General features: G+C 60.7%; 15 protein-coding genes. 6 read left to right on the forward strand and 9 right to left on the reverse strand.

What is annotated here, in order from left to right:
• Positions 1-8: 8 nt before the first annotated feature.
• Both NTD85_RS26200 and NTD85_RS26205 read left to right on the forward strand, forming a co-directional pair.
• Positions 9-1,415, forward strand: a complete 1,407-nt coding sequence (locus NTD85_RS26200; protein ID WP_262143597.1) for a purine-cytosine permease family protein — start codon at positions 9-11, stop codon at positions 1,413-1,415.
• A gap of 269 nt (positions 1,416-1,684) precedes the next feature.
• Positions 1,685-2,785: a polyamine ABC transporter substrate-binding protein gene (locus NTD85_RS26205; RefSeq protein WP_003225750.1), complete on the forward strand. Its 1,101-nt coding sequence runs from the start codon at positions 1,685-1,687 to the stop codon at positions 2,783-2,785.
• Between the two features lie 367 nt (positions 2,786-3,152).
• Here NTD85_RS26205 and NTD85_RS26210 read toward each other — a convergent pair whose 3' ends face one another.
• Complete coding sequence (locus NTD85_RS26210) at positions 3,153-4,124, reverse strand: TerC family protein (protein ID WP_262143598.1); 972 nt, start codon at positions 4,122-4,124, stop codon at positions 3,153-3,155.
• Positions 4,125-4,327: 203 nt separating this feature from the next.
• Here NTD85_RS26210 and NTD85_RS26215 point away from each other — a divergent pair, with 203 nt between their 5' ends.
• Complete coding sequence (locus NTD85_RS26215; RefSeq protein WP_262143599.1) at positions 4,328-5,038, forward strand: hypothetical protein; 711 nt, start codon at positions 4,328-4,330, stop codon at positions 5,036-5,038.
• 91 nt (positions 5,039-5,129) lie between these two features.
• Here NTD85_RS26215 and NTD85_RS26220 read toward each other — a convergent pair whose 3' ends face one another.
• Positions 5,130-6,842: an amidase gene (locus NTD85_RS26220; protein WP_262143600.1), complete on the reverse strand. Its 1,713-nt coding sequence runs from the start codon at positions 6,840-6,842 to the stop codon at positions 5,130-5,132.
• A gap of 139 nt (positions 6,843-6,981) precedes the next feature.
• Positions 6,982-7,770, reverse strand: coding sequence for an AraC family transcriptional regulator (locus NTD85_RS26225; RefSeq protein WP_262143601.1), 789 nt, complete (start codon positions 7,768-7,770; stop codon positions 6,982-6,984).
• 84 nt (positions 7,771-7,854) lie between these two features.
• Between NTD85_RS26225 and NTD85_RS26230 the strand changes: the two genes are divergently transcribed.
• Positions 7,855-8,853 carry a bile acid:sodium symporter family protein gene (locus tag NTD85_RS26230; RefSeq protein WP_103483297.1) on the forward strand — a complete coding sequence of 333 codons (999 nt, stop codon included), beginning with the start codon at positions 7,855-7,857 and terminating at the stop codon, positions 8,851-8,853.
• 100 nt (positions 8,854-8,953) lie between these two features.
• Here NTD85_RS26230 and NTD85_RS26235 read toward each other — a convergent pair whose 3' ends face one another.
• Both NTD85_RS26235 and NTD85_RS26240 read right to left on the reverse strand, forming a co-directional pair.
• The gene (locus NTD85_RS26235) at positions 8,954-9,148 is read right to left on the reverse strand and encodes a PLDc N-terminal domain-containing protein (protein WP_262143602.1); all 195 of its coding nucleotides are present in this window, start codon (positions 9,146-9,148) and stop codon (positions 8,954-8,956) included.
• 54 nt (positions 9,149-9,202) lie between these two features.
• Positions 9,203-9,817, reverse strand: coding sequence for a LuxR C-terminal-related transcriptional regulator (locus NTD85_RS26240; RefSeq protein WP_262143603.1), 615 nt, complete (start codon positions 9,815-9,817; stop codon positions 9,203-9,205).
• Between the two features lie 113 nt (positions 9,818-9,930).
• Between NTD85_RS26240 and NTD85_RS26245 the strand changes: the two genes are divergently transcribed.
• Complete coding sequence (locus tag NTD85_RS26245) at positions 9,931-11,556, forward strand: hybrid sensor histidine kinase/response regulator (RefSeq protein WP_262143604.1); 1,626 nt, start codon at positions 9,931-9,933, stop codon at positions 11,554-11,556.
• Positions 11,557-11,558: 2 nt separating this feature from the next.
• Here NTD85_RS26245 and yecR read toward each other — a convergent pair whose 3' ends face one another.
• From yecR to NTD85_RS26265, 4 genes are all read right to left on the reverse strand, one after another.
• Positions 11,559-11,867 (reverse strand): YecR family lipoprotein, encoded by a 309-nt coding sequence (gene yecR / locus NTD85_RS26250; RefSeq protein ID WP_003225737.1) that lies wholly within the window; start codon positions 11,865-11,867, stop codon positions 11,559-11,561.
• 33 nt (positions 11,868-11,900) lie between these two features.
• On the reverse strand, positions 11,901-12,215 hold the full coding sequence (locus tag NTD85_RS26255) for a hypothetical protein (RefSeq protein ID WP_003225735.1): 315 nt from the start codon (positions 12,213-12,215) through the stop codon (positions 11,901-11,903).
• A 506-nt stretch (positions 12,216-12,721) separates the two neighbouring features.
• A complete protein-coding gene (locus tag NTD85_RS26260; RefSeq protein ID WP_262143605.1) occupies positions 12,722-13,894 on the reverse strand; it encodes a cystathionine gamma-synthase in 1,173 nt (390 codons plus the stop codon).
• Positions 13,891-15,267: a cystathionine beta-synthase gene (locus NTD85_RS26265; protein ID WP_262143606.1), complete on the reverse strand. Its 1,377-nt coding sequence runs from the start codon at positions 15,265-15,267 to the stop codon at positions 13,891-13,893. The genes NTD85_RS26260 and NTD85_RS26265 overlap by 4 nt, the downstream gene beginning before the upstream one ends.
• Positions 15,268-15,659: 392 nt before the next feature.
• Between NTD85_RS26265 and metE the strand changes: the two genes are divergently transcribed.
• Positions 15,660-17,940: 5-methyltetrahydropteroyltriglutamate--homocysteine S-methyltransferase (gene metE, locus NTD85_RS26270; RefSeq protein ID WP_262143612.1), on the forward strand; the 2,281-nt coding region annotated here is incomplete at its 3' end.

Consider the following 17,940-nt stretch of genomic DNA (forward strand, 5'->3'; position numbering starts at 1 on the left):
TCATGCATATGTCCCAGATGTCCCGGCAAGATCCGTTGATCGAGAATCACACGGTCGACTACGTCCCACTCGCGGAACGCCACGGGAAGGCCCGCGACCTTTTCACCTTATGGTTCAGCACCAACATTGCGCCACTGCCGATCGTCACCGGCGCCATGGTGGTCCAGGTGTTTCATCTCGACTTGCTCTGGGGGCTGCTGGCGATTGCGCTGGGGCACCTGATCGGCGGGATTGTGATTGCGTTAGCGTCGGCGCAAGGTCCGCGCATGGGCATTCCGCAAATGGTCCAGAGTCGCGGTCAGTTCGGGCGCTACGGCGCATTGTTGATCGTGTTCTTTGCGGCGCTGATCTACATCGGTTTTTTCATTTCCAACATCGTGCTTGCCGGTAAATCGATTGTCGGCATTGCGCCGTCGGTGCCGGCCCCTTTGAGCATTCTGATTGGCGCGCTGGCGGCCACGGCGATTGGTGTGATCGGCTACAACTTCATCCATACACTGAACCGAATCGGCACCTGGGTGATGGGCAGCGCGCTGCTCGCCGGTTTCATCTACATCTTCGCCCATGAGCTGCCGGCAGATTTCCTGACGCGTGGCAGCTTCAACCTGTCGGGCTGGCTGGCGACGGTGTCGCTGGGGATCATCTGGCAGATCAGCTTCTCGCCGTACGTGTCCGACTATTCGCGTTATCTGCCGGCGGATATCGGTATCGCCAAACCGTTCTGGGCCACTTACCTGGGCGCGACGCTGGGCACGATTCTGTCGTTCAGCTTCGGCGCCGTAGCGGTGCTGGCAACGCCCGAAGGCACCGAGGCGATGGTGGCGGTCAAGCAGTCCACCGGGTGGCTGGGACCGATTCTGATGGTGCTGTTTTTGCTCAACATCATCAGCCACAACGCGCTGAATCTGTACGGCGCGGTGCTGTCGATCATCACCTCGATCCAGACCTTCGCCAGCCAGTGGACGCCGAGCATCAAGGTACGCGTGGGGTTGTCGGGCGTGGTGCTGGCGGCTTGCTGCGTGGTGGCGCTCGGCGCTTCGGCGGATTTCATTTCGCAGTTCATCGGGCTGATTCTTGCGTTGCTGCTGGTGCTGGTGCCGTGGGCGTCGATCAACCTGATCGACTTCTATCTGATCAAGCGCGGCAGCTATGACATCAGCTCGATTTTCCGTGCGGACGGTGGCATCTACGGGCGCTTCAATCTGCACGCGATCATTGCCTACTTCATCGGCATCATCGTGCAGTTGCCGTTCGCCAATACCTCGCTGTACGTCGGGCCGTACGCCAATCTGGTGGACGGTGCGGATCTGTCGTGGCTGTTTGGCCTGGTGGTGACAGTGCCGCTGTATTACTGCCTCGCCACACGCGGGCAGACCCGGCAGAGCAGGGCGGCGCGGTTGAGTTATACCGACTGAGCCGATCATCGTTAGAACTGTGGCGAGGGAGCAAGGTCCCTCGCCACAAATGATGTTTGCTAAGCCCTTGTGCATTACGGTGGTCATTCAAATTGGCCATTTCGATCCCCTTTTGGCCCATCCCCCACTGTGCCGCGACCACGCTGTCGGCAAGAATCGAAACCACAACGAAACGCTGGATCTTCCTTGCCCTTGGCTACCTTTACAGCCACTGCCGTGTACAGAACATAAAAACCATCGATCTCACGTCGCATTCTGGGGAAACAACCATGGTCACGATGAAACGCATTCTGGGTGCCACCGTGTGTGGGCTGACGCTGCTGGCCAGCGCAGTACACGCCGAGCAGCGCGAGCTGCGGGTTTACAACTGGGCGGATTACATCCTGCCGTCGGTGCCCAAGGATTTCGCCGCGAAGACCGGCATCAAAGTGACCTGGGACACCTTCGACACCAACGAATCGCTGGAGGCGAAGTTGCTCACCGGCAACTCCGGCTACGACCTGGTGGTGCCGTCGAACCAGTTCATCGACACCCAGATCAAGGCCGGCGTGTTCCAGAAACTCGACAAGTCAAAACTGCCGAACTGGAGTCATCAGGATCCGGCGCTGCTCAAGTTGCTCGACGCCAACGATCCGGGCAACCAGTATGGCGTGCCCTACATGTACGGCACGGTGCTGATCGGTTTCAACCCGGCCAAGGTCAAGGCCGCGCTTGGCGACAACGCGCCGGTGGACAGCTGGGATCTGGTGTTCAAACCGGAGAACATGGAGAAGCTCAAATCCTGCGGCGTGGCGATGCTCGATTCGCCGTCGGAAATCCTCCCGCTGGCCCTGCATTACCTCGGCCTCGACCCGAACAGCCAGAACCCGGCCGATTATGAAAAGGCCAAGGATCTGATGCTGAAGATTCGCCCGTACGTGACCTACTTCAACTCGGCCAAGTACATGACCGACATCGCCAATGGCGACATCTGCGTGGCCATCGGCTATTCCGGCAGCTTCTACCAGTTCGGTAATCGCGCGAAAGAGGCGGGCAACGGCGTGGTGGTTGACTGGCGCTTGCCGAAGGAGGGCGCGCCGATCTGGTTCGATACTTTCGCGATTCCGAAGAGTGCGAAGAATGTCGAAGAGGCGCATGAATTCCTCAACACCTTGCTCGATCCGAAAGTCATTGCGCCGATCAGCGACTTCCTCGGCTACCCGAACGTGAACAAGGACTCGATGCCGCTGGTGAATAAAGACATCACCGGCAACCCGAACCTGACGCCGACCAGCGAAGCGCTGAAAACCCTGTACGTGGTCCAGCCACTGCCGCAAAAACTCGAGCGCGTACGCACGCGGGTGTGGACCAGCATCAAATCCGACAAGTAGCCGCACACCCTCTGGAGGAGTGAGCCTGCTCGCGAAGGCGTCGGGTCAGTCAACATGGATGCTGAATGTGCCGGCCCCTTCGTGAGCAAGCCCACTCCCACTCTTTGATCTCGGCCAGCCCCGGATCCTCCATCCACCGACTATCACCTGTGGGAGCGGGCTTGCTCGCGAAGGCGTCGGGTCAGTCAACATGGATGCTGAATGTGCCGGCCCCTTCGTGAGCAAGCCCACTCCCACTCTTTGATCTCGGCCAGCCCCGGATCCTCCATCCACTGACTATCACCTGTGGGAGCGGGCTTGCTCGCGAAGGCGTCGGTCAGCCGACACCTTTATTGAATGCCGCACCGCGTTGTGAGCAGGCTCACTCCTACAGGTTTTGTGGCGCGTTTTTACTCATCACCAGACTCAACACCACCGACCCCAGAATCACCCCGCCCACCACCGCCAGTGACCATTCCACTGGCATGTGAAACCACGGCATCAGCGTCATCTTGCCGCCGATGAACACCAGCACAATCGCCAGTCCGTACTTGAGCAGATGAAAGCGGTCGGCCATGTCTGCCAGCAGGAAGTACAGCGCGCGCAGGCCCATGATCGCGAAGATGTTCGAGGTGAACACGATGAACGGATCGGTGGTAACCGCGAAGATCGCCGGGATGCTGTCGACCGCGAACATCAGGTCGCTGGCTTCGATCAGCACTAGTACAAGGAACATCGGCGTCGCCCAGCGCACGCCGTTCTGCCGCACGAAAAAGCGTTCGCCATGAAAGCCCTGAGTGATCCGCATGTGCCCGCGCACCCAGCGCAGCAACGGGTTTTTATCGAGGTCCGGTTGTTGCTCGGCGAACATCAACATCTTGATCCCGGTAAAGATCAGAAATGCGCCGAAGGCATACAGCAGCCACTCGAACTGCGACACCAGCCACACCCCGGCGAAGATCATCGCCGCGCGCATCACGATCGCCCCGAGTACGCCGTAGAGCAGCACCCGGCGTTGCAGTTCCGGTGGCACCGCGAAGTAGCTGAAGATCATCACGAAGACGAACATGTTGTCGATCGACAGCGACTGCTCGATCAAATAACCGGTGAGAAATTCCAGTGTCTTGCGCTGGGCAATCTCGGCGCCGAACTCGCCGTGCAGATACCACCAGAGCAAACCGGCAAAGGCCATGGCCAGTGCGCACCAGGCGATCACCCAACAGGACGCTTCCCGCACTGAAACGCGGTGCGCCTTGCGTCCGCCGAAGACGAACAGGTCCAGCGCAAGCATGGCGAGGACGAAGACGATAAACGCGCCCCACATCCATGGTTCGCCGATATTGATGTTGGTGGTTGGCATGGCTGGCTCCCTGGCTTTTATTGAATTAGGGTCAGGCAAGGCCATGCTATCGGCGAATTTGGTTGTAAGAAAAATCGCTTATTTCTGAGCAACAGTTCGGGAAAAGCGAAGTGTTGTACTGATGAAGCGCTCATGGCGGTATGATCGCCGCCTTCATTGGGTCGGGCGAATGCCTTGTCCGGCAACGAAAGGGAGTTTCGTAATTGAATCAGCCAGTCAATGAGTTGCGTGCAGAAGAGGGGTTGGAACGCTACCGGAAATATTTGCGCATCGAGGTTTCGTTATTCATTGCGGCGATGCTCGGCGCATTCGTACTCAATGGCTACGCTCATTTGGAAAAATATTATCTGGTGCTGGATGTGCCGTTTGACCGCTTGAATATCAGTGGTCAAAAGCTTGCTGCGTATGGCGCTGCAGGACTTGGCTCGATGATCGGCGCGTTACTGTTCGCCATAGCATTTGTCATTGCCGTTTCATTGATCATTGCCTTGACTGAGCGGCCGGGAAGGCTGCCGGTGTCCCCGACAAATCCTCTGTGGCTTGTGAGGTTTCGCCAACGTGCAAGTGAATTGAACATCGTGTTCAAACTCTTCGCGTTTTCCGCAGTCCTGGCCGGATTTTCCATTCTGGCCTGGTATCTGACAGTCCACGTACCCTCGATGTCGGGCAGAAAATCTGCCCTGGATACCGCCGCGAAGTGCGAGGAGCGCACCTTGACCTTCCGCAGCCTGGACCGCTACACCGCCTGCCAGGTCGCAGAGTCTGAGGACATGTTGTATCTGCTTAAGCGCGACTCAAAAAACAACACCGAGGTTTCGTTTTATACCTTTCAGCTCCCCAAAGCCGGCCTTGTTGAAAGTAAGGGAGAAAGCAAGAAAATGAAATTCGAGCCGGATGATGACGACGCGAAATAACATGACTGTCGCCATCAGGACCGATCAAGTGCGCGCACCTGATCGGTCATCTGGCGTGCCCGAGGAGGCTGCAGCTGCCTCCTCGGGTTAATTATTTGCCACGGGCCAGCGCCGGAGTGCGCGGTGGCACCAAGCGCTTCGAGCCAGTCGCCTCAAACGCCGAGGCCAGACGCAACAGGTTCGAGTCATCGTAGGCACGACCGGCGAAGGTCAGGCCGACCGGCATGCCGATGTCGGCCATGATGCCCATCGGCACGGTGACGGTCGGAACGCCGAGGTGACGGATCGCCAGGTTGCCGTTGGCGACCCAGATGCCGTTGCTCCAGGCGATGTCTGCCGATTCCGGATTGATATCGGCATCTGCCGGACCAACGTCTGCGTTGGTCGGGAACAGCACCGCGTCGAGTTTCAGTGCATCCATCCAGTCTTCGAGATCGAGCTTGCGGGTCTTTTCCAGACCGCGCAGGCCGTCCGGCAGGGTCGGGATCTGGTCCCACGGGGTGATGCCGCGTTGGGCCATGCGCACGTATTCGTCCATGCCGGCGGCCAGGTCGCCCTCACGGTTGGGCAGGGTGCCCGGGTCGTGCGGGAAGATCTTCGGCCCGTCGACATCGGCCAGGCGATTGAGCTTCGGATCGCCGTTGGCGCGCAGGAAATCATCGAAGGCCCAGGCCGACAGATCCCACAGTTCGTGGTGCAGGAACTCCTTGGAGACGATGCCGCGATTGAACACGGTCGGTGCGCCCGGACGATCGCCTTCGCAGTTGGAAACCAGCGGGAAGTCTACTTCGATGACTTCGGCGCCAGCCGCTTCCAGAGCAGCGCGGGCCTGTTTCCACAGGTCGATCACTGACGCACGAGTGTTGATGCGCTGCCCGGTCGGGCCGCCGATGCCTGGGGCTTCGCTGGTGCCGGCTTCAGGATCGGCGTTGATGTACATCTTCGGCACGCCGAGGCGTTTGCCGGCCAGTGCATCGGACTTCACGGCCAACTCGGCGTAGGAGGCCGGGCGCACCGAGTCGACGCTCGGGATCGGCACCCACGGCTGCAGGCGCCACAGATCGCCACGGGTGTCAGGGTCTTCCGCGACCACCACGTCGAGCACTTCGAGCAGGTCGGCCATGGTTCGGGCGTACGGCACCACCACGTCCATGGTCGGCGTCAGCGGCCAGTTGCCGCGCACCGAAATCACCCCGCGTGACGGCGTGTAGGCGCACAAACCGTTGTTCGACGCCGGGCCGCGACCACTCGACCAGGTTTCCTCAGCCAGACCGAACGCCGAGAAACTGGCGGCAGTGGCGGTGCCGGCACCGTTGGACGAGCCGGAGGCAAACGGCGCGGTCAGGTAGGCCGCGTTGTACGGGCTTTCGGCACGGCCATAGACGCCACGCTGCATGCCGCCATTGGCCATCGGCGGCATATTGGTCTTGCCCAGGCAGATCGCTCCGGCGGCACGCAGGCGTTCGATGGTGAAGGCGTCGCGATGTGCCACCAGATCGGCGAATGCCGGGCTGCCCGAGGCGGCGGTCAACCCCTTGACCAGATAGCTGTCCTTGGCGGTGTAAGGGATGCCGTCGAGCGGGCCGAGGGTTTCGCCCTTGGCGCGGCGTGCATCGGACGCCTGGGCCTCTGCCAGTGCTTCGGGATTGCGTACGACCACGGCATTCAGTGCAGTGGCGGTGTTCGGGCCGTCATAGGCGTCGATCCGGGCCAGATAGGCCTGCACCAGTTCAACCGCGGTGGTCTGGCCGGCTTCGAGCGCCGCGCGTAATTGAGCAATGGAGACTTCAGTGACTTCGATCATGCTGTTACCGCCGACAGGTTCGCTAAAGGGGTGGGTCATTATGGTTATGGTCGAAACGCATAGAGAATTTCGTATGGACGAAACTCTACCCTGAACTTTGCCGAATGGCATGTGCTAATTCGATAAATATCGACAAAACTCAGCGAAAAAATTCCCCCGGTGTCTCGCCGAACTGTTGCCGAAAGGCCGCGATGAACGCCGAGGTCGAGTCATAACCGCAGGCCAGAGCCACGTCGGTGACGCGTTCGCCACGTTCCAGCGGGGTCAGTGCGCCGAGCAATCGCAAGCGCTGACGCCAGGCACGGAAGGTCAGGCCGGTGTCACGTAAAAACAGGCGGCTGAGGGTTTTTTCGGTGACGCCGAATTTGTCGCTCCAATGGTGCAGCGTGGTCTGCTGTTCCGGATGTTGCTCCAGGCTTTGATAGATCTGTCGCAGACGGCTGTCCTGGGGCAGTGGCAGCATCAGGTCGATCTGCGGCGCCTCGGCCAGTTGATCGAGGATCACCTGGGCCAGGCGGCCATGCGCGCCGCGCTCATCGTACTCCACCGGAACCAGACTGAACGCGCGAATCAGCTCGCGCAACAGGTCGCTGACGGCCAACACATGACAACGTTCAAGCGCCCAGCCGGCCACGCTGCAGTCGATGTACAGGCTGCGCATTTCCGTGTGCGGCGAGCTGAACACACGGTGCGGTACGCCCGCCGGAATCCACACCGCGCGCTCCGGTGGGGCAACGAAGCGTCCAGCGCCGGTCTGCACTTCGAGCACGCCCTGAATCGCGTACGACAATTGCACCCACGGGTGACTGTGGCGCCGGGTCAGTGCACGATTGGGCAGCGATTCGGTGCGCCCGTATAGAGGACGCGGCAGGCTGGGCAGTCCGGGAATGCTGCGCCGGAAGCTTTTCTCATGTCCTTTAGGCGGCATCTGTTGGCTCTTCGGCGTTAGTCGGTAATTCCCACTCACGTTAGAGTCGCAATCACGTACTGGCAACCCCCGGATGAGCAAACCATGACCCGCCCAAGATTCCTGCCCGACAACTTCACCCTGACCCTGATCAGCGTCGTGCTGCTGGCCAGTTTCCTGCCGGCCAGCGGGCAGGTCGCGGTGGGGTTTGGCTGGCTGACCAACATTGCCATCGCGCTGCTGTTCTTCCTCCACGGCGCCAAACTGTCGCGTGAATCAATCATCGCCGGTGCCGGCCACTGGCGCCTGCACCTGTTGGTGTTCGGTCTGACCTTTGTGCTGTTCCCGATCCTCGGCCTGGCATTGAAACCGCTGCTGTCTCCGCTGATCGGCGACAAGCTGTACATGGGCATGCTCTACCTCTGTGCATTGCCCGCCACCGTGCAGTCGGCGATTGCCTTCACCTCGCTGGCCCGGGGCAATATTCCGGCAGCGATCTGCAGTGCGGCGGCCTCGAGCCTGTTCGGGATCTTCCTCACGCCGTTACTGGTGACCCTGCTGTTGAACGTACACGGCGATGGCGGCTCGACCCTCGATGCGATCCTGAAGATCAGCGTGCAACTGCTGCTGCCGTTCATTGCCGGGCAGATCGCTCGCCGCTGGATCGGTGCGTGGGTCGGACGCAACAAGAACTGGCTGAAGTTTGTCGATCAGGGTTCGATTCTGCTGGTGGTTTACAGCGCGTTCAGCGAGGCGGTCAACGAAGGCATCTGGCATCAGATCCCGGTGGTCGATCTGCTGGGGTTGGTGGTGGTCTGCTGCATCCTGCTGGCGCTGGTGCTGCTGGCGTCGACCCTGCTGGGCAAGGCGTTCGGCTTCAGTCAGGAGGATCGCATCACCATTCTGTTCTGCGGTTCGAAGAAGAGTCTGGCCACCGGCGTGCCGATGGCGCAGGTGTTGTTTGCCGGCAGCACCATCGGCGTGTTGATTCTGCCGCTGATGCTGTTCCATCAGATTCAGCTAATGGTTTGTGCGGTGCTGGCGCAGCGTTATGCCAAGCGGCCGGAATCGGTGCCGGAGTTGATGGCGCAGGTTGATCCATAAACACTGCTTCCCTGTAGGAGCTGCCGCAGGCTGCGATCTTTTGACTTTCAAGATCAAAAGATCGCAGCCTGCGGCAGCTCCTACAGGGGATTTTGTTGTGTCAATCCTGCGTAACGTGTTTCGGCCCTGCCAGTGCCCAGGCGATCAGGCCAAACAACGGCACGAACACGATGGCGATAATCCACACGCCTTTGTTGCTGCCTTTACCGGCGCTTTTGCGCACCCGGTTGATCGCCCACAATTCAATGAGCACAAGAACGGCGGCGAGTACGATCCAGACGGGTTCAATTTGCATGGGCTACCTCCTGATGGTCTTTCAGTTAGGTGAGCCTCGGCGCGCAGGGTTCATTTAAATTGCGCCACTGCCTCCCGAATACTTCACCGCCGCGGCTGCCCGCGACGGCACATTGAGCGTGCGCAACAACGACGACACATGGATGCGCACGGTGAACGGCGAGATATCCAGTTCCCGAGCGATTTCCTTGTTGGTCTTGCCTTGGGCGATCAGCCGCAACACATCCTGCTGACGCGGGGTGAGGGCGGTGCCGGTCTCCAGCGGCAACAGCCCGGAAGGCGCAAACCTGACCAGCACTTCGCCTTCACGGATCGCGAGAATCGCCTGGCCGATCTCATCCGGGGCGATGTTCTTGCCGATGAAACCGTCGATGCCGGCCGCCATCACTTCACCGATCAGCGCCTCGTCGTCCACCATCGACACCACAATCAGTGTGGTGCGCGGCAGTTTTCGGCGCAGCTCGGCGAGTTGGCTGATGCAGGTCAGGCCAGGGAAGCGCAGGTCGAGAATCAACGTGTCCGGCTCGCTGCCGTTGGGCAGCAAGGCCAGCACGGCGTCGAGGTCCCCGGCTTCTTCGATAGTCGCTTCGGGCAGCAGGCGCTGCACGGTGTGCCGCATGGCTTCGCGAAACATCGGGTGATCGTCGGCTATGATGATGCGGCATGTCATGGCGTGACCCTCCCTGGATCAGTGTTGTTTATGGCATGCACCATAGCACCGCGCGCCAGGGTCGCCTGTCGATTGGTGTTGAATCTGACGACTGTTGCACAAGGACGTTGCCCATGAAGTTCGAGAAAAACACCGAACTCGACCAAGCTAATCTGCGGATCATCATCGCCAGCATTGCCATGGTTTACATCGGCGTGCTCGGTTTGCTGCCGGGTCAGCGCTTCGATACTTATCTGCCGGTAATGACTTACATCTTCGTGTTTCTGCTGGTGTCGGTCGGCTTGCGCCAGGCCATTGCGCGCTGGCCCGGGCATTACCCGGCGCGGCGGATTTTCGGCATGGTCCACGATTACACCGGCACCTGTTTCGGCCTGGTGCTCGGCGGTGAAGCGGCGTTGCCGCTGTATGCAGTAATCATCTGGGTCAATCTGGGCAACGGCATGCGCTACGGCTCGCGCTATCTGGCGATTGCCACCGGTCTGGCGCTGGTGGCGCTGCTGGCGGTGTATCGCTTGACGCCGGTGTGGCAGGCGCAACCGTTCATGGTGTTGATGTTGATGCTCACCAGCACGGTGATCCCGTTCTACGCGCACTTGCTGCTGGAGCGCACGCGCAAGGCGTCGGAAGAAGCCGTCGCGGCCAATCTGGAAAAGTCGCGGTTTCTCGCCCAGGCCAGTCACGATCTGCGTCAACCGATTCACTCCATCGGTCTGTTCACGGCGTGCCTGCGCGAGTCGCGGCTGGGCGAGCAGGAGCGGCAACTGGTCGACAACATCGACCGTTCGTTGCTCAACGTCTCGCAGTTGTTCCGTTCGATTCTCGACCTTTACACCCTCGACAACGGGCGCATCCTGCCCAGGCCGCAGGTGTTCAATCTCGGCGAGTGGCTGGCCGACCTGATCCGCCAGAACGCCGAGGCGGCGCGCTGGGCCGGCGTGGAGTTGCGCCTGCGCCCTTGCAAACACTGGGTGCAGAGCGATCCGGCGGTGCTCGCGACCCTGGTGCAAAACGTGCTCTCCAACTGCTTCAAGTACGGCGCGCAACGCCCGGTGCTGATCGGCGTGCGCAAACGCGGCGCCGGGCTGGCCATCGTGATTTATGACCGCGGCAACGGCATTGCCGAGGAGCACCTGCCGAGGGTCTTCGAGGAGTTTTATCGGGTGCGTCAGGTGCGCGACAAAGACGTGGAAGGCGTCGGCCTCGGGCTGTCGATCGTCAAGCGTCTGGGGCAGTTGATCGGCGTCGATGTTGCGTTGCGCTCGCAGCTTGGGCGCGGCACGGCGGTCACGCTGTATGGCTTGCCGCTGGCCATGGCACCCCAGTTGCCAGTCAATCGTGACGATGTGCGGCAGGTCGGTCTGTTGACCGGGCTGAAGGTGTGTCTGGTGGAAGATGACCGCAACGTGCTGCTGGCGACGTCCGCGCTGCTGGAGCGCTGGGGCTGCGTGGTGCAGGGCGAGTTGAGCGGACAGGGTCTGGTCACCGATTGCGACATCATCGTCGCCGATTACGATCTGGGAACGCATTCCACGGGTATCGAGTGCATTGACGCTGTGCGGCGCCAGCGTGGTTTTGCGGTGCCGGCGATGATCATCACCGGGCATGACATCGAGAAAATACAGGCGGCCTTGCACGACCGCCAAATTGCCATCCTGTCCAAACCGGTACGCCCGGCCGAGCTGCGCGCGACCTTGCGCAGCCTGCGCGACCGGCAAACCGAGCCGGTCGCGCAGGTCTGATTTCAACGCTTGCAGAGGTAGTCCTGAGTGATGGTGGTTTGCAGGCAGTTGAACTGGCCCATGGTGCGGCAGATGTTTTTCTCCGAACCGGTCACCTCGGCGTTCTTGTAGCCCCAGGTCTTGCAGCGCTCCATCGCGACAGTCAGGCCTTGCGCGGCGTTGGTCTGGCCGCTTTCAAACTGGCCCAATTCATAGGAGACCTGGACGACACCGTCGTTCTTGCTGCCGCCGGTGGCTTCCCACTGTTTGGGCGTGGCGCAGCCGCTCAAGGCGAGGGCGGTGAGGGTGAGAGTTGCGATCAGGGTTTTCATGATGGAACGTAGTCCTTTACCGGGGATGAGGGATTACTGGAACGGAATCGGCGAGGCGCCTTTCGGCAGGCACGACAGTGGCGGGCTCATGATGCCCATGCTCGCCACGGCGACAATCGCGCCGCTGGGCAACTCGCAGTTGTACTCGCCGGCCGGGGTGTAGGCGGTGTAGTAGGTGAGGGTACTGTCGCTGCGGATGTTGTCGATTTTCGACACCGGTTTCCCGATGACCGTCTGAGCGCGCTCTTTCATGCTGGCTTCGGTGGGCTTGGCGGTCTGGCAGCCGCTGGCGCCAAGCAGCAGAGCGCTGACGATGGCCACTCTGCAGAGGTTGGAATGCAGTTTCATGGTGTTTCTTCCTTGGTGTTGTTCTGATTTCCAGGCACAACGATCCCGCGCACTGCACAGCGGCAATGTTGGGGAGCATCGGGGGGTGCGAGGGAATATAACGCCGGGTGGCGGGGCGGTCGATTAGCACAAATGTGCTAGTGCGACCTGAGGCGATAGTCGTTTAGCTTCCTTGCAGGCCAGTGCAAAAAAGGAAATCAGTCTAAAAACACCGAGGCGGATCTTGTGGCTTTTGCTAGGCTCAAGGATGTAGGCGAAGACGCAGACTGATGCGCAAGCGGATAGCAAGGGGACGTGGGGCGCGTTCCGAAGGGTACACGGTTAGAAAGATCTCCGCGCTGAGATCCAGCCCTTATGCCGTGTGAGGCAGCAGAGCACCGCTCTTTTTCCATGGTTGCTTTTGTACTGTGAGAGGCCCGATAAACCTTGTAAGCCAGAGACCAGCACTGGCCGCCTACTCGAACACCAAAGCCCGCATTGCTGCGGGCTTTGTCATTGTTGCAGGATCAGATTTTCGTCAGTGCGTGCGCCAGATCGGCGCGCAGGTCTTCGAGATCTTCGACACCCACCGACAGACGCACCAGGCCATCGCCGATTCCGAGTTTGGCGCGGGTTTCAGCGGGAATGGTCGCGTGGGTCATGATCGCCGGGTGCTCGATCAGGCTTTCGACACCGCCGAGGCTTTCGGCCAGGGCAAAGATCTTCACGTTTTCCAGAAAGCGCCGTGCGCCCTCCAGATCACTGTTCAGATCCACCGAGATCATCCCGCCAAAACCGTGCATCTGCCGCTTGGCCAACTCATGTTGCGGGTGCGACGGCAGGCCCGGGTAGTAGACGCGTTTGACCTGCGGTTGCTGCTCCAGCCACTTGGCCAGTTCCAGCGCGTTGCTGCAATGACGCTCCATGCGCAGCGCCAGGGTTTTTACCCCGCGCAGGGTCAGGAATGCGTCGAACGGTCCGGAGATCGCGCCGATCGCGTTTTGCAAGAAGCCGAGTTTTTCCGCCAGTTCAGGGTTCTGCCCAACCACCGCGATACCGCCGATCACATCGGAGTGACCGTTGAGATACTTGGTGGTCGAGTGCAGCACGATGTCGAAACCCAGCTCCAGCGGGCGCTGGATATACGGGCTGGCGAAGGTGTTGTCGGCGACGCTGATGATCCCGCGCGCGCGGCAGATCCGGGCGATGGCGGCCAGATCCGACAGGCTCAGCAACGGGTTGGTCGGTGACTCGACAATCACCAGGCGTGTGTCGTCCTGCAGCGCCGCTTCGAACGCCGACAGGTCAGTCAGATCGACGTAGCTGAAGCGATGCCCGGCACTGCGCTGACGCACCTTGTCGAACAGGCGGAACGTGCCGCCGTACAGGTCATTGCCGGAGATCACGTGCGATCCGGCATCGATCAGTTCGAGGACAGTGGAAATCGTCGCCAGCCCGGAAGCGAAAGCGAAGGCGCGGGTGCCACCTTCCAGATCGGCCACGCAGCGCTCCAGGGCAAAGCGCGTCGGGTTGTGCGAACGCCCGTAGTCGAAGCCCTTGTGCACGCCGGGGCTGTCTTGCAGGTACGTCGAGTTGGCGTAGATCGGCGGCATCAGCGCACCGGTGGTCGGGTCAGGCTCTTGCCCGGCGTGGATCACCCGGGTCGCGAAGCCTTGGGATTTATCGTCGTGCTGACTCATGCGAGGGATCTCCGTAATTGGTTGAGCATGTCGGTGCGGGTGATCAGGCCGTGGAAGCCCGAGGCGTCGGCGATGATCGCCACCAGGCCGCGACTGAGTACCGATTCCAGCTCAGAAAGGGGCGCTCCGGGGGCGAGGGTTTGCAGTTTGTCGGTCATCACGCTGGAGACGGACTGACTGAAGCGCGCGGCGTCTTCGTGCACGGGCAGCAGGATGTCCGATTCGTCGATCACGCCGACCAGTTGTTTGCCTTCAACCAGCACTGGCAACTGCGAGACATCCGCCAGGCGCATGCGCTGGAACGCGGTCAGCAGGGTGTCGTCGGGGCCGACGCTGATCACGCGGCCATCTTCGAAACGCCGGGCGATCAGATCGCGCAGGTCGCCATAGCGTTTGCGCTGCAACAGGCCCTGATCGGTCATCCACTGGTCGTTGTAGACCTTCGACAGATAACGCGTGCCGGTGTCGCAGACGAAGCTGACCACGCGTTTCGGCTCGGTCTGTTCGCGGCAATAACGCAGCGCGGCGGCGAGCAGGGTGCCGGTCGACGAGCCACCGAGAATGCCTTCGGCGCGCAGCAGCTGGCGCGCGTGGTCGAAGCTTTCTTCATCGCTGATCGAGTAGGCGTGGCGCACGCTGCTGAGGTCGGTGATCGACGGAATGAAATCTTCGCCGATGCCTTCCACCGCCCACGAACCGGGGGTCGGCATCGTACCGTCACGGCTGTACTGAGCCATTACCGAACCGACCGGGTCGGCGAGGACCATCTCCAGATCCGGTTGTACGCGTTTGAAGAAGCGACTCAGGCCGGTCAGAGTGCCGGAGGAACCGACACCGACCACGATCGCGTCCAGATCATGCTCGGTCTCCGCCCAGATCTCCGGCGCGGTGCTGCACTCGTGTGCCAGCGGGTTGGCGGGGTTGTTGAACTGGTCGGCGAAGAACGCGCCGGGAATGTCTTTTGCCAGTCGTGCGGCCACGTCCTGGTAATACTCGGGGTGGCCCTTGCCGACGTCCGAGCGGGTGATGTGCACTTCGGCGCCCATGGCTTTCAAGTGCAGGACTTTCTCGGTGGACATTTTGTCCGGGACTACCAGCACCACGCGGTAGCCTTTAGCGCGACCGACCAGTGCCAGGCCCAAACCGGTGTTGCCGGCGGTGGCCTCGACGATGGTGCCACCCGGTTGCAGGCGGCCGTCGCGTTCAGCGGCATCGATCATCGCCAGACCGACGCGGTCCTTGATCGAGCCGCCGGGGTTTTGTGATTCCAGTTTGAGAAACAGTGTGCAGAGGCCGGTATCGAAGCGGGTAACTTGTACCAGCGGCGTATTGCCGATCAGCCCAAGTACGGCAGGGCGTGAATCCTTTGACATTTCTTCACCTCTTGTAGTGGTGTTGATCGCGTTCCATTCGCGGGGAAAAGCTCGCGTGCAACATAGGCGCAGACATGATCTGTCGCAACCTTTAGTCAGCCGCCGATACAGCCATTTCGATCTAACCATAGAACAGAATCGAAGCCTGCAAAGGCTGGGTTCCAGAGGGTTTACATCAAGGCGCCATTGAGTATTCAAAGGGCGTCGTAACCGTCCCCCACAGCTTGATCTGCGGACGAATATCCTGCATGGCAAACGGTGTTTTCAGCGAGCACACTGTTGATAGCTGATCATGAGGGAAACTTGTGATCATCAAGATTAAAATGAGTTTGTCTCACTAGCGCTCGATCCCGACAATGGCCGCCATCAACAAGACATTGGAGTTGTTTGTCATGGCACTGGCCCATTCACTCGGATTTCCGCGCATCGGTCGCGACCGCGAACTGAAAAAAGCGCAAGAGGCGTTCTGGAAAGGAGAACTGAACGAGGCCGGCCTGCGTGAAGTGGGTCGCGAGTTGCGCAAGGCCCACTGGGCGTTGCAGAAGAACGCCGGGATCGAGCTGCTGCCGGTGGGCGATTTCGCCTGGTACGACCAGGTGCTGACCCACTCGCTGATGTTCGGGGTGATCCCCGAACGTTTCCGTCCGCACGATGGCAAGGCCAGCCTGCAGACCCTGTTCAGCATGGCCCGTGGCGTCAGCGACAGTTGCTGCGGTGGTGCGCACGCGCAGGAAATGACCAAGTGGTTCGACACCAACTACCACTATCTGGTCCCGGAATTCAGCGTTGATCAACAGTTCCAGCTCGGCTGGGAACAGTTGTTCGAAGAAGTCGAAGAAGCCCGCGCACTGGGGCATAACGTCAAACCGGTGATCATCGGGCCACTGACTTATTTGTGGCTGGGCAAGGCCAAAGGCGCCGAGTTCGACAAGCTGGAACTGCTCGATCGCCTGCTGCCGCTGTACGGGCAGATTTTCGCGCGGCTTGCCGCCCTCGGCGTGGAATGGGTGCAGATCGACGAGCCGATTCTGGTGCTCGATCTGCCGCAGGAGTGGAAGAACGCTTTCGAGCGTGCCTACAACCAGATCCAGCGTGATCCGCTGAAGAAACTGCTCGCCACCTACTTCGGTGGTCTGGAAGAAAACCTCGGTCTGGCCGCCAATCTGCCGGTCGATGGCCTGCACATCGATCTGGTGCGTGCAGCGGAACAGTATCCGACCATCCTTGATCGCCTGCCGGCCTACAAAGTGCTGTCGCTGGGTGTGGTCAACGGCCGCAACGTCTGGCGCTGCGACCTGGAACATGCGCTGGCGACTTTGCAGCACGCACATGAGCGTCTGGGTGATCGCCTGTGGGTCGCGCCGTCCTGCTCGTTGCTGCACAGCCCGGTAGATCTGGGCCGCGAAGACAAACTCGATGCGGAGCTGAAAAGCTGGCTGGCGTTTGCCGTGCAGAAGTGCGAGGAAGTCGCGGTGCTGGCGCAGGCGGTCAACGAGCCGGAAGCGCCGAAAGTGCTGCGCGCCTTGGCCCAAAGTCGCTCGGTGCAGACCAGTCGCGCCGCCTCGCCACGCATTCATAAACCGGCGGTGCAGGCCCGTGTGGCGGCCATTACCGCGCAGGACAGTCAGCGCCAATCGCCATTTACCCAGCGCATTGCCCAGCAACGCGCCGGTCTTGATCTGCCGCTGTTTCCGACCACGACTATCGGTTCGTTCCCGCAAACCGCGTCGATCCGTCTGGCGCGGCAGTCGTTCAAGCTAGGCAAACTGAGCGAAGCCGAATACACCGAAGCCATGTACAGCGAAATTCGCCACGCCGTGCAAATCCAGGAACAGTTGGGCCTTGATGTGCTGGTGCACGGTGAAGCCGAGCGCAACGACATGGTCGAGTACTTCGCCGAGCAACTCGACGGCTACGCGTTTACCCGTTTTGGCTGGGTACAGAGCTACGGTTCGCGCTGCGTGAAACCGGCGGTGATCTTCGGTGATTTGAGCCGTCCGCAAGCCATGACCGTGGAGTGGATTCGCTACGCCCAGGGCCTGACCGGCAAGGTCATGAAAGGCATGCTGACGGGACCTGTGACCATGCTGATGTGGTCGTTCCCGCGCGAAGATGTGTCCCGTGAAGTGCAGGCGCGGCAACTGGCGCTGGCGCTCCGTGACGAAGTGGTGGATCTGGAAGCCGCCGGGATCAGGATCGTGCAGATCGACGAAGCCGCATTCCGCGAAGGTCTGCCGCTGCGCCGCGCGCAATGGCAGCACTATCTGGACTGGGCAACCGAAGTGTTCCGCCTGTGTGCCTCCGGTGTACGCGATGAAACGCAGATCCATACGCACATGTGCTACAGCGAATTCAATGATGTGATCGAGTCCATCGCCGCGATGGACGCCGACGTGATCACCATCGAAACCTCGCGCTCGGACATGGAACTGCTGGAGGCGTTCGAGGCCTTCGATTACCCGAACGAGATCGGCCCAGGCGTCTACGACATTCACTCGCCACGGGTGCCGGATGCTTCGGAGATGGCCAACCTGCTGCGCAAGGCGGCGCAGCGGATTCCGGCGGAGCGGTTGTGGGTCAATCCGGATTGCGGCTTGAAAACCCGTGGCTGGCCGGAGACAGAAGCGGCGCTGGTGCACATGGTTGCCGCTGCCCGGCAGTTGCGCAAAGAAC

The organism is Pseudomonas sp. 13B_3.2_Bac1, from assembly GCF_025466205.1.
In the GTDB taxonomy this organism is placed as follows: domain Bacteria; phylum Pseudomonadota; class Gammaproteobacteria; order Pseudomonadales; family Pseudomonadaceae; genus Aquipseudomonas; species Aquipseudomonas fluorescens_H.